Origin of the sequence: Microbacterium sp. SA156 (assembly GCF_049065455.1) — a bacterium.
GTDB classification, from domain to species: domain Bacteria; phylum Actinomycetota; class Actinomycetes; order Actinomycetales; family Microbacteriaceae; genus Microbacterium; species Microbacterium barkeri.
Genome location: NZ_JBAKGU010000001.1, coordinates 209,869 through 221,575 on the forward strand (window position 1 = coordinate 209,869; position 11,707 = coordinate 221,575).

At 72.0% G+C, this 11,707-nt stretch carries 11 protein-coding genes; 2 read left to right on the forward strand and 9 right to left on the reverse strand.

Translation table 11 applies throughout. From position 1 onward, the window contains the following. Positions 1-64 precede the first annotated feature (64 nt). The 3 genes from ACOWU6_RS00865 to rhaI form a co-directional block, all read right to left on the reverse strand. Positions 65-2,101 carry a bifunctional aldolase/short-chain dehydrogenase gene (locus ACOWU6_RS00865; protein WP_421074395.1) on the reverse strand — a complete coding sequence of 679 codons (2,037 nt, stop codon included), beginning with the start codon at positions 2,099-2,101 and terminating at the stop codon, positions 65-67. 120 nt (positions 2,102-2,221) lie between these two features. Beyond that, positions 2,222-2,989 (reverse strand): DeoR/GlpR family DNA-binding transcription regulator, encoded by a 768-nt coding sequence (locus ACOWU6_RS00870; RefSeq protein WP_421074396.1) that lies wholly within the window; start codon positions 2,987-2,989, stop codon positions 2,222-2,224. Positions 2,990-3,022: 33 nt separating this feature from the next. Next, positions 3,023-4,201, reverse strand: a complete 1,179-nt coding sequence (rhaI, locus tag ACOWU6_RS00875; protein WP_421074397.1) for an L-rhamnose isomerase — start codon at positions 4,199-4,201, stop codon at positions 3,023-3,025. A 172-nt stretch (positions 4,202-4,373) separates the two neighbouring features. Here rhaI and ACOWU6_RS00880 point away from each other — a divergent pair, with 172 nt between their 5' ends. Then, positions 4,374-5,351 carry a LacI family DNA-binding transcriptional regulator gene (locus ACOWU6_RS00880; RefSeq protein ID WP_324014339.1) on the forward strand — a complete coding sequence of 326 codons (978 nt, stop codon included), beginning with the start codon at positions 4,374-4,376 and terminating at the stop codon, positions 5,349-5,351. A gap of 9 nt (positions 5,352-5,360) precedes the next feature. Here ACOWU6_RS00880 and ACOWU6_RS00885 read toward each other — a convergent pair whose 3' ends face one another. Together ACOWU6_RS00885 and ACOWU6_RS00890 are read right to left on the reverse strand one after the other, a co-directional pair. After that, a complete protein-coding gene (locus tag ACOWU6_RS00885) occupies positions 5,361-5,711 on the reverse strand; it encodes a DoxX family protein (protein WP_421074398.1) in 351 nt (116 codons plus the stop codon). A gap of 6 nt (positions 5,712-5,717) precedes the next feature. Continuing rightward, the gene (locus tag ACOWU6_RS00890; RefSeq protein WP_421074399.1) at positions 5,718-6,020 is read right to left on the reverse strand and encodes an antibiotic biosynthesis monooxygenase; all 303 of its coding nucleotides are present in this window, start codon (positions 6,018-6,020) and stop codon (positions 5,718-5,720) included. A 141-nt stretch (positions 6,021-6,161) separates the two neighbouring features. On the opposite strand from ACOWU6_RS00890, the gene sigJ reads away from it, so the two are divergent. Beyond that, a complete protein-coding gene (gene sigJ / locus ACOWU6_RS00895; RefSeq protein WP_421074400.1) occupies positions 6,162-7,100 on the forward strand; it encodes an RNA polymerase sigma factor SigJ in 939 nt (312 codons plus the stop codon). A 281-nt stretch (positions 7,101-7,381) separates the two neighbouring features. Here the strand turns inward: sigJ and ACOWU6_RS00900 are convergent, their stop codons facing one another. From ACOWU6_RS00900 to ACOWU6_RS00915, 4 genes are read right to left on the reverse strand one after another with little or no spacing between them, the layout of a single operon-like run. Then, positions 7,382-8,413, reverse strand: a complete 1,032-nt coding sequence (locus ACOWU6_RS00900; RefSeq protein ID WP_421074401.1) for a LacI family DNA-binding transcriptional regulator — start codon at positions 8,411-8,413, stop codon at positions 7,382-7,384. A gap of 57 nt (positions 8,414-8,470) precedes the next feature. Beyond that, complete coding sequence (locus ACOWU6_RS00905) at positions 8,471-9,337, reverse strand: sugar phosphate isomerase/epimerase family protein (protein ID WP_421074402.1); 867 nt, start codon at positions 9,335-9,337, stop codon at positions 8,471-8,473. Beyond that, positions 9,334-10,539, reverse strand: a complete 1,206-nt coding sequence (locus ACOWU6_RS00910; protein WP_421074403.1) for a dihydrodipicolinate synthase family protein — start codon at positions 10,537-10,539, stop codon at positions 9,334-9,336. The genes ACOWU6_RS00905 and ACOWU6_RS00910 overlap by 4 nt, the downstream gene beginning before the upstream one ends. A gap of 5 nt (positions 10,540-10,544) precedes the next feature. Next, complete coding sequence (locus ACOWU6_RS00915; protein WP_271172862.1) at positions 10,545-11,672, reverse strand: Gfo/Idh/MocA family protein; 1,128 nt, start codon at positions 11,670-11,672, stop codon at positions 10,545-10,547. Between the last annotated feature and the right edge of the window lie 35 nt (positions 11,673-11,707).

An 11,707-nucleotide genomic window follows, 5' to 3' on the forward strand; every position in this document is an offset into this window, starting at 1 on the left:
GGGATGGCGGGGGAGGAGCCCGGCGCGCGCGTGTGCGGTCGCGCGCGCCGGGCTCCGGGACGGGTCAGCGCAGGAAGGCGGCTGCGACGCCCGAGTCGACGGGGATGTGGAGACCCGTGGTGCGGCTGAGCTCGGGGCCCGTGAGCACGTAGACCGCGTCGGCCACGTTCTCGGGGACGACCTCGCGCTTGAGGATGGTCCGGTTCGCGTAGAACTGGCCGAGGTCCTCTTCCTTCACGCCGTAGGTGGCGGCGCGGTTGGCGCCCCAGCCGGCGGCGAAGATGCCCGAGCCGCGCACGACGCCGTCGGGGTTGATGCCGTTCACGCGGACGCCGTGCTCGCCGAGCTCCACCGCCAGCAGACGCACCTGGTGCGCCTGGTCGGCCTTGGTCGCCGAGTAGGCGATGTTGTTCGGGCCCGCGAAGACCGAGTTCTTCGACGAGATGTAGATCACGTCGCCGCCCATGCCCTGCTCGATGAGCGCCTTGGCTGCCGCCTTCGAGACGAGGAACGAGCCCTTCGCCATGACGTCGTGCTGGAGGTCCCAGTCCTTCTCGGTGGTCTCGAGCAGCGGCTTCGACAGCGACAGGCCGGCGTTGTTGACGACGAGGTCGATGCCGCCGAACGCGAGCAGCGTGGCGTCGATCGCGGCCTGGACGCCCTCCGCGTCGGCGACGTTCGCCGCGACGCCGATCGCGACGTCCGAGTTGCCGAGCTCGGCGGCCGCCGCCTGCGCCTTCTCGAGGTCGAGGTCGGCGACGACGACGCACGCGCCCTCGGCGGCGAGGCGCTTCGCGATGGCCTTGCCGATGCCCGATGCGGCGCCCGTGACGAACGCGATGCGACCCTGGTGGGTCTTGGGCTTCGGCATGCGCTGGAGCTTGGCCTCCTCGAGCGCCCAGTACTCGATGCGGAACTTCTCCGCGTCGGAGATCGGCGTGTACGTCGAGAGGGCCTCTGCGCCGCGCATGACGTTGATCGCGTTGACGTAGAACTCGCCCGCGACGCGCGCGGTCTGCTTGTTCGCGCCGTACGAGAACATGCCGACGCCGGGGACGAGCACGATGAGCGGGTCGGCGCCGCGGATGGCCGGGCTGTCGGCGGTCGCGTGCGCCTCGTAGTACGCCGTGTAGTCGGCGCGGTACTGCTCGTGCAGCTCCTTGAGGCGCGCGATCGACTCCTCGACCGACGCGGTCGCGGGCAGGTCGAGCAGCAGCGGCTTGACCTTGGTGCGGAGGAAGTGGTCGGGGCAGCTCGTGCCGAGCTCGGCGAGCGCGGGCGCCTTCTCCGAGGCGAGGAAGTCGAGCACCGTGTCCGAGTCGGTGAAGTGGCCGACCATCGGCTTGTCTGTCGACGCGAGGCCGCGGATCGTCGCGGCGAGCGCGGCGGCCTTCGCGCGGCGCTCGGCCTCGGGGAGGGCCTCGAAGCCCGGGCGGACGCCGCCGAACGGGTCGGCCTTGCCGTTCTCGTCGATGTACTTCTGCGCGGTCTCGATGATCCAGAGCGAGTTGCGCTCGCTCTCCTCGCTCGTGTCGCCCCACGCCGTGATGCCGTGACCGCCGAGGATCGTCCCGACCGCCTGCGGGTTGGCCTTCTTGATCTCCGCGATGTCGAGGCCGAGCTGGAAGCCGGGGCGGCGCCACGGGACCCAGACCACCTTGTCGCCGAAGATCCGCGCGGTCAGCTCCTCGCCATCCGCCGCGGTCGCGATCGCGATGCCGCTGTCGGGGTGCAGGTGGTCGACGTGCGCGGCGTCGACGAGGCCGTGCATCGCCGTGTCGATCGACGGCGCCGCACCCCCCTTGCCGTGCAGGCAGTAGTCGAACGCCGCGACCATCTCGTCCTCGCGCTCGATGCCGGGGTAGACGTCGACGAGCGCGCGCATGCGGTCGAGGCGGAGCGCGGCGAGGCCCTTCTCGGTGAGCGTGCCCAGGTCGCCGCCCGAGCCCTTCACCCAGAGCAGCTCGACGGGCTCTCCGGTCACCGGGTCGGTGTCCGTGCCCTTGGCCGACGTGTTGCCGCCGGCGTAGTTCGTGTTCTTCGGGTCGGCGCCCAGCCGGTTCGACCGGGCGATGAGGTCAGCGACAGTGGGGTTCGTCATGAGGATCCTTCGAGGGATGTCGGACGCGTCGGAGGCACCGCGTCGTGTGCTCTGTTGTGAATTATCTCACGAAGTAACACGCGAGGCAATGGTCGTCCGCGGAATCGGCCGTGCGGCCGGTCAGAGGATGGCGACCAGCTCGCGATAGGGGGCGAGTGCGGGGTCGCGGGGGTCGAGCTCGGTCACGAGGAGCGAGATGCGCTGCCACGGGAGGCCGAGCGCCAGGGCGGTCTGCCCCAGCTTCGCGCTGTCGGCGAGGAGGATGGTCTCGTCCGCCGACTCCGCGAAGGCGGCCTTCACCTGGGCCTCGGCCATCGTCACCTCGAACGCTCCGCGCTCGGGCTCGACCGCCGACGCCGACGTGAAGAAGCGCCGGTAGTGCAGGCTCTGGGCGGCGGCGCACGCGATCGGGCCGACGAAGCTGTCCGTGCGCGGCTCGGCCTCGCCGCCCACGAGGATGGCGGTGGCGCCCGGTGCGCGCCGGGCGACCTGGAAGTTCTCGTGCGAGTTGGTCGCGACGAGGAGCTCGCGCGCGGTGTCGTCGGGGAGCTGCGAGAGGAGCACCCCGACCGTCGACGACGCGTCGGCCGCGATCGCGCCGTCGAGGGGGAGGAGGTGCTGCACCTTGCGTGCGATGGCGAGCTTCGCCTCCGCGCCCGTGGCCATCCGCTCGGTGAACGAGCGCGGCCGCGCGGATGCGACGGCGCCGCCGCGGACGCGCCGCAGCATCCCCTCCGCCTCGAGATCGGCGAGGTCGCGGCGCACGGTCATCGCCGAGACGTCGAGCGCCGAGGCTGCCTCGTCGATCCGGACCCGGCCGCTCTTCGAGAGGAGGTCCAGGATGCGCGCGCGGCGCGCCTCGGCGTCGACGGTCCCGGTGGTGGCCATATCGCCGATGCTATCTCCGGAGGACGAGGCCGCTTACGCGCCCCAGCCCGCCTGGACGCCGCCGACGCGCTCGGCCTCGATGCGCTCCTGGTAGCCGGAGGCGAGGTAGGCGGCCATGGGGTCGGCCGGCAGGCCGCGCGACTCGCGCCACTGCACGAGGGCCGGGCGCACGTCGGTGTAGAACGCGTCCATGAACACTGCGTTCGCGGCGAGCACGTCGCCCGAGACCTGCGCGGCACGGAGCGCGTCCTGGTCGACGAGCAGCGCGCGGGCCGTCATCTCCTGGACGTTCAGCACCGAGCGGATCTGGCCGAGGATCTTGTTCTCGACGTTGTGGCACTGATCGAGCATGAACGCGACGTCGGGGTTCGCGTAGCCGCCGCCGCGGATGACCTCGAAGAGGATGCGGAAGAGCTGGAACGGGTCGGCGGCGCCCACGATGAGGTCGTCGTCGGCGTAGAACCGGGAGTTGAAGTCGAACGAGCCGAGCTTGCCGAGGCGAAGCAGCTGCATGACGATGAACTCGATGTTCGTGCCCGGCGCGTGGTGTCCCGTGTCGAGGCACACCATCGCGCGCTCGCCGAGCGTGGCCACCTGCGCGTACGACGTGCCCCAGTCGGGCACATCGGTGTGGTAGAACGCGGGCTCGAAGAACTTGTACTCGAGCACGAGGCGCTGCTCGCCCGAGAGGCGCTCGTAGATCTTCTGGAGCGAGTCGTTCAGGCGGTCCTGTCGGCCGCGCATGTCGGCCTGGCCGGGGTAGTTCGATCCCTCGGCGAGCCAGATCTTGAGGTCGCGCGAGCCGGTCGCGTTCATGACGTCGATGCACGCGAAGTGGTGGTCGATCGCCTTCTGGCGGATCGCCGCGTCCTCGTGCGTGAGTGCGCCGAACTTGTAGTCGTCGTCCTGGAAGGTGTTCGAGTTGATCGTGCCGAGCGCGACGCCGTTGTCCTCGGCGTGCTTGCGCAGGTCGTCGAAGCTGTCGACGAGGTCCCACGGGATGTGCAGGGCGACGGATGGCGCGAGCGCGGTGAGCCTGTTCACCTGCGCGGCGTCGGAGATCTTCTCGAACGGGTCGCGCGGCGTGCCGGCGGTCGCGAAGACCTTGAAGCGGGTGCCGGAGTTGCCGAACGCCCAGGACGGGAGCTCGATCGCCTGCTTCTCGAGCTGGCCGAGGATCTCGTCGCTCAGGACGGAGGAGGGGGTCGTCATCGACAGTGCCTTTCGCTTTAAAACGATTCAATCGATCGTCGTGTTCATGGTGGCACAGCGCCGGCGCGAGGTCAACCGGCGCGGCCGTCACGGCAGTCATCCGACGCGGACGACGTCCGTCGCGACCGGGCCATCCGACGCCTCCCCGATACGATGATCGGGGAGGTGGCGGATGACCGTCAGCGTGAAGGATGTCGCCGCGGCAGCCGGCGTCTCGGCCGGCACGGTGTCCAACGCCCTCAACCATCCCGAGCGGGTCGCGCCGGAGACCGTCGAGCGCGTGCGCCGCGCCATCCGCGATCTCGGATACGTGCGGAACGACGCCGCGCGGCAGCTGCGCGCGGGCCGCAGCCGCAGCGTCGGGCTCATCGTGCTCGACATGCGCAACCCCTTCTACGCCGATGTCGCCCGCGGTGCCGACGCGCGTGCGGAGCAGGACGGCCTGTCGGTGCTCGTGTCCGACAGCGCGCGGGACGGCGAGCGCGAGCGCCGGCTCGTCGCCCTGTTCGCCGAGCAGCGCGCGAGCGGGGTCATCGCGACGCCGCTGACCGGCGACCTCGAGCACTTCGAGCGCCTCGCGGAGCGCGGCGTGCCGGTCGTTCTCGTCGATCACGAGGGCGACTCGGATGGTCTGTCGACCGTCTCCGTGGACGACCGGAAGGGCGGGCGGCTCGCGACAGAGCACCTGCTGGCGCGCGGATGCACGCGGATCGCGTTCGTCGGCGGCCCGAGCGGGCTCCGTCAGGTGCGCGACCGCTTCGAGGGGGCGCGCGCCGCGGCATCCGCTGCGGGTGCCGCGCTCGAGCGCGTCGAGATCGACGACCTCACGGTGCGGCACGGCCGCGCAGCGGGGGAGGCGCTGCTGCGCCGCCCGACCGGCAGGCGACCGGACGGGATCTTCGCCGCGAACGACCTCGTCGCGGTCGGGCTGCTGCAGGCGCTCACGATGACGGGCGGCGTGCGGGTGCCCGACGACATCGCGCTCGTGGGCTACGACGACATCGACTTCGCCGCGTCGACGGTCGTGCCGCTCACGTCGGTGCGCCAGCCCGCCGAGCTGCTCGGCGCGACGGCGATCGAGCTGCTCGCGCAGGAGCCCGGGGAGCACGTGCGCTTCGAGCCGCAGGTCGTCGTCCGCGCGACGGCGTAGCCCGGGCGGTCACGCCGCGAGGATCAGCCACAGCGACGCGACCGCGAGCGCGAGGTACGCGCCCGGGAAAGCGAGGTTGTGGAGCACCCCGGTGCGCACATGCACGGCGATCGCCGTGAGGTAGAAGGCGACGAGGCCGACACCCGCGAGAACCGGGATGGCGGGCACGTGGGCGAACCAGAGGAGGATCCCGCCCGCGCCCGCGGCCTTGAGCGCGGCGAGCGCGGGCAGCCACCGCTGCGGAACGCCCACCTCCGCCGAGTTCGCCAGCACGAACTCCGCGCGCAGGAGATCCGCGATCGCGATGGCGGCATTCGCGGCCGCTGTGACGCAGAGGACGATCGAGGTCGCGACGAGCATGGCGGCTCAGCGGATCTCGGCGGCGAGGGTGTAGAGACCCGGAGCAGGCGTCCCCACGGCCGCGGCGCGCGCGGCGTAGGCGGCGGCATCCGGGTCGGCCTGGGTGGCGGCCGCGTCCTCCGCGCGCGCCCATCCGGCGACGCCCACGACGCTCCGCCCGTCTCGCGACGCGTAGATCGAGAGGCTCGTGAAGCCCGGGCGGTGCCGGATGACCTGCTCTCCTCCCTCGGTCAGAAGGGCGACGAGCTCGCCCTGGCGGTCGGGCTCGACGGCGAACACGTTGATGAAGACAGCCTGCTGCGGTTCCATGGTCTCTCCTCGGTCGGGGCGGCGCGCTCGCCGCCTTCGGAAGGACTGACGAGGCGGGCGCGGGATGTGTCAGCCTGGACCCACCCGGACCACCGCTCCTGACATCCGTGCGGCGAGATTCGTCGGATGAGAGTGGGCGAGATGAGCGCGAGACCCGACCCGGCCGTCGACGCGGAGGTGCGCCGTCACCTCGTGGGCGTCGCATACCGGCTCCTGGGCTCGGTGTCCGAAGCCGAGGACGCCGTGCAGGAGGGGCTCGCGCGCTGGTACGCCCTGTCGGCGGAGGGACGCGCGGCGATCGGCAATCCCGCTGCGTGGCTCACGACGGCCGTCAGCCGCGTCTGCCTCGACGTCCTGAAGTCGGCGCGTGTGAAGCGCGAGAGCTACGTGGGCCCGTGGTTGCCCGAGCCCGTGCCCGACGCGGCCGTGCTCGGCCTCTCGCCCGACCCGCTCGACGCGGTCGCGGCCGAGGAGACGCTCAGCATGGCGGTGCTCGTGCTGCTCGAACGCTTGACCGCGCCGCAGCGCGTCGCGTTCGTGCTGCACGACGTCTTCGGGTTCAGCTTCGCGGAGGTCTCGGAGGTCATGGGCCGCAGCACCGGCGCCTGCAGGGAACTCGCCTCTCAGGCCCGGCGCCGGGTGCGGACGGAGGGCCGGGCTCGCGTGACCCGCGGCGAGCTCGCCCGATCGGTCGCGGCGTTCAAGGTCGCGTGGGAGACCGGCGACGTCGCGGGTCTCGTGGAACAGCTGGAGGCCACGGCCGTCGCGACGGTCGACGGGGGCGGGCGCGTGAGCGCGGCTCGCGAGCCGATCGTCGGAGCAGAGGCGATCGCGCGGTTCTTCGCGGGCGTCCGGGAACGGCAGCCCGACCTGGTCGTCCGGGAGATGCTCGTGAATGGGACGCCGGGGCTCGTCGCGCTCGATGCGGCGGGCGCCGTGCTCGCGACAGTGAGCGTCGAGGTCGCCGAGCACGGCATCCGCGCGCTGTGGGTCGTGCGCAATCCCGACAAGCTCGGCGCGTGGCGCGACGTGTCCGTGTCTCGGGTGCGTGGGTTATCCGGGGGCGGTTTCGGCGTGTAGTGAGACATCGACGGTCGGCGTGGGTGGCCGTGTCTCACGCGCGGCGGTTATGCGGGGGCGTTTCCGGCGTGTGGTGAGACATGGGAGGTCGGGGCGGCGCCCTTGTCTCACGCGCGGCGGTTATCCGGGGGTGTTTCCGGCGTGTGGTGAGACACGGGTGGCCGGGGTGGGTGTCCGTGTCTCACCTGACGTGGGTATCCGGCGGCCATTCCGGCGAGAACTGAGACACGGCGTCCCAGGATGGCCCGGAGGCGCGTCGTCTGCCCCGCGAGGCCGCCGGGTCACTGGCGCGGAGGCGTGCTGTCGCGGACGAGCACCTCGAGCGACACTGGCGCGGGCGGCGTCCAGTCGTCCTCGACGGCGGCGCGGAGCGCCTGGGCGCCGAGCTCCTCCAGGGGAAGGTGCACCGTCGTGAGACCGGGGGTCACGTCGCGTCCCGTGGCGATGTCGTCGAAACCCGCGACGGCGATATCCGAGCCGGGCGCGCGCCCGGCATCGCGGATGGCCGAGATCGCGCCGATCGCGACGACGTCGCTGATCCCGAAGAGCAGCGTCCCGGGCTCGAGGCCCTCCTCGAGGAGGCGCGTGGTCGCCTCGTAGCCGGCATCGCGCGAGATCTGGCCGCGGACGATCCGCGGCGTCGCGCCGCCGCCATCCGCGAAGCCGGCGGTGAAGCCGGCGAGACGGTCGTCCGAGGTGCGCAGGCCCTCAGGGCCGGCGAGCACGACGGCGTCGCGATATCCGAGGGCGGTGAGCTTCCCCGCGAGCGCGCGGGCGCCGGCCTCGTTCTCGTACGCGACGACGCGCGTTCCGGGAAGGGCGGCGCCGAGCGTGACGACGCGTCCGCCGGTCGACTGGACGGAGGCGATCTCGGCGGTGAGCGCGTCGGCGTCGCTCGCCGTGTCGCGTGACGCCGCGAGCACGATGCCGCGGGGCCGCTGGCCGCGCAGCGCCCGCACGAGGGCGACCTCGCGCTGCGGGTCGCGCTCGGTCATCGCGATCGTGACGATGAGGCCGGCCTCGTCGGCCGCATGCGCGACGCCCGAGGCGATCTGGCCGAAGTAGGGGTCCGCGATGTCGGCGACGAGCAGGGCCACCGTCGCCGACGTCCCGCGGGCGATCGCCTGCGCGGAGAGGTTCGCGGTGTAGCCGAGGCGGTCCGCCGCGGCCTGCACGCGCTCGCGATAGGCCTCGGCCACCTTGCGGGTGGAGCCGTTGAGCACGCGCGACGCCGTGGCGAGGGAGACGCCGGCCTCGCGCGCGACGTCATGGAGCGTGGGCGCTCCGCCGGTGCGCACCGTGGTGTCGGTCATCCGCTGAGCCTATCGCCGGAGGGACGGGAGGGTGCGCGCGGCGCACCCTCCCGCGGGTCACACGAGGTGAGGGGCGACCGCGGACTCGAAGCCCGCGATCGTGCGGCGCACGGCCTCGGCCGGCGCGGTGTCCCAGATGGACTGGTTGAGCAGCTCGACCTCGATGTCGCCGTCGTACCCGGTCGCCTCGACGGCACGGGTCATCGGGCCGAAGTCGATCATGCCGTCGCCCGGGTAGTGGCGCGACAGGAGGTTGTCGGCCTCGAGCGGCGTCTTCCAGTCGCACACCTGGTAGGTCGCGATGCGGCCCTCGCGACCCGCGCGCTCGATGTGCGCGAGCACATCCGGGTCCCACCAGATGTGGAACGTGTCCACCGTGACGCCGACGACGGACGGGTCGAAGTCCGCGGCGATGTCGAGCGCCTGGGGGAGCGTCGAGAGCACCGAGCGGTCCGACGCGTACATCGGATGCAGCGGCTCGAGGGCGAGCGTCACGCCCGCGGCACGCGCATCGGGCGCGAGCTCGGCGACCGCGTCGCGGACCCGCTCGCGGGCGCCGACGAGGTCGCGCGACCCCTCCGGCAGCCCGCCGACGACGAGGACGAGCACGGCGCGCGAGCCCTCGGCGCCTGCGGCGGCGAGCGTCGCGGTCTCCTCGATCGCGCGCCGGTTGTCGTCGATCGCCGCGCGGCGTGCGGGGCCCTCCTCGACGGTGAACCATCCGCCGCGGCAGTGCGTGGAGTAGCGCAGGCCGGAGTCGGCGATGATGCGCGCCGACTCGTCGAGACCCGCCTCCTGCACCTGCTCGCGCCACAGGCCGATCGCGCCGATGCCGGCATCCTGCACGACCCGGACGGCCTCGGCGACCGTCGTGTACTTGATCGTCGCCTGGTTGATCGACAGGCGCGGGTGCGGGACGCTCATGCTCCGACTCCGTTCAGACGCAGGTAGTCGCTCCACCGGGCGGCCGCGAGCGAGGGGTCCTCGAGGGCGTTCGCGGCGTTCGCGAGCTCGACGATGCGGGAGAGATGGGGGATGCTGCGGGCCGAGTGGAGGCCTCCGACCATCTGGAACGCGGACTGATGGCCGTTCAGCCACGACAGGAACGCGACGCCCGTCTTGTAGAAGTACGTCGGCGCGGCGAAGACCTGACGGCTGAGCTCCTCGGTGGGGCCGAGGATGCGCAGGTACTCGTCGGGGTCGCCCGCGTCGAGCGCCTGGATGGCCGCGGAGGCGACCGGGGTGATCGCCGCGAATGCGCCGAGCAGGGCATCGGAGTGGGTCCGCGTCGCTCCCGGGGTCGCCGCCGGCTGGGTCGCCGCGGGGACGTCCGCGCCGCCGATGAGCCCGACGTAGTTGAAGTCGTCGCCCGTGTACATGCGCACGCCCTCGGGCAGGCGCTCGCGCACGGCCACCTCGGACTCGGCGTTCAGGAGGCTCATCTTGACGCCCGACACCTTGCCGGGGTTCTCCTCGATGATGCGCACGAGCGTGTTCGACGCGGTCTCCCAGTCGTCGGCGCCGAAGTAGCCGGCCAGCTCGGGGTCGAACGCCGTTCCGAGCCAGTGCAGGACGACCGGGGTCGTCGCGGCCTGCAGGACGGCGCCGTAGACGCGCAGGTAGTCGGTCGCGCTTGTCGCGACGCGCGCGAGGTGGCGCGACGCCATGAGCACGGGGCCGGCGCCCTGCTCCTCCGTGAAGTGCAACTGCTCCTTGTAGGCGTCGATCACGGCGTCGAGCGAGATCGTGTGCTCCTCGACGTTATCCGTGTTGACGCCGACGACGACCGAGCCGCCCTCCTCGCGCGCCACCTCGGCGCTGCGGCTGATCAGCTCGCGCACGGCCGTCGCGTCGAGACCCATGTTGCGCTGGGCGGTGTCCATGGCGTCGGCGACCCCGAGACCCCACGAGTACACGGCGCGGCGGAAGCCGAGCGTCGCGTCCCAGTCGATCTGGGCGGGCTGACCGGGGGTGTTGTCGCCCCAGACGACCGGCACGACGTGCGCGGCCGCGTAGGCGACGCGGCTGCGCAGCGCCTTCTGCGGCTTCGTGTAGACGCCCGCGTCGTTGAGCGCGACGCGGCTCAGGCCGCCGTCGGCGGCGACGAGGGTGAAGTGCTCCGTCATCCGACTCACTCCAGGGTCAGCTCGGGCAGGACGACCTTGGCGCCCGTGCGGCTCGACTCGAGACCGGCCTCGGCCAGCTGCACGCCGCGCGCGCCCGCGAGCAGGTCGAACGCGTAGTCGGTGCCGAGCGCGTACGACGTGAGGTACTCCTCCCACTGCTGACGGAAGCCGTTGAGGAAGACGTCGTTCGTCGGGACCTTCTGCCAATCGGCGTCGTAGTCGTGCGTGTCCTCGAGGTCGGGGTTCCACACGGGCTTCGGCGTGGCGTTGCGGGGCTGGATCTTCGCGCCGAAGAGGCCGACGACCGCCGAGCCGTGCGTGCCGTCGACGTGGAACTCGACGAGCTCGTCGCGGTTGACGCGCGTGGTCCAGCTGGAGTTGATCTGCGCGATCACGCCGCCGTCGAGCTCGAAGATGCCGTACGCGGCGTCCTCGGCGGTCGCATCGTAGTGCTCGCCCTTCTCGTCCCAGCGGTCGGCGATGTGGATCGACGCGTGCGAGTAGACGCTCTTCACCTCGCCGAAGAGGTTCTCGAGCACGTAGTTCCAGTGCGGGAACATGTCGACGATGATGCCGCCGCCGTCCTCGGCGCGGTAGTTCCAGCTGGGGCGCTGGGCCGGCTGCCAGTCGCCCTCGAAGACCCAGTAGCCGAACTCGCCGCGGACCGAGAGGATGCGGCCGAAGAAGCCCGAGTCGATGAGGCGCTTGAGCTTCTGGAGGCCGGGGAGGTAGAGCTTGTCGTGCACGACGCCGGTCTTGACGCCGGCCTCCTTCGCGAGGCGGGCGAGCTCGACGGCCTCCTCGACCGACTCCGCGGTGGGCTTCTCGGTGTAGATGGCCTTGCCGGCCGCGATCGCCTTGCGCAGCGCCGTCGCGCGGGCCTTCGTCACGAGGAAGTCGGCGTAGATCTCCCAGGTCGGGTCGGCGAGCGCCGCGTCGAGGTCGGTCGTGTAGTCCTCGATGCCGTGCTGGGCGGCGATCTCGGCGAGCTTCGCCTCGCTGCGGCCGACGAGGAGCGGGCGGACCGTCACCTTCGAGCCGTCGGGCAGCTCGACGCCGCCCGCGTCGCGGATCGCGAGGATCGAGCGCACGAGGTGCTGACGGTAGCCCATGCGCCCGGAGACGCCGTTCATGATGATGCCGATCTCGCGGACGGCGGGGGTGGCGG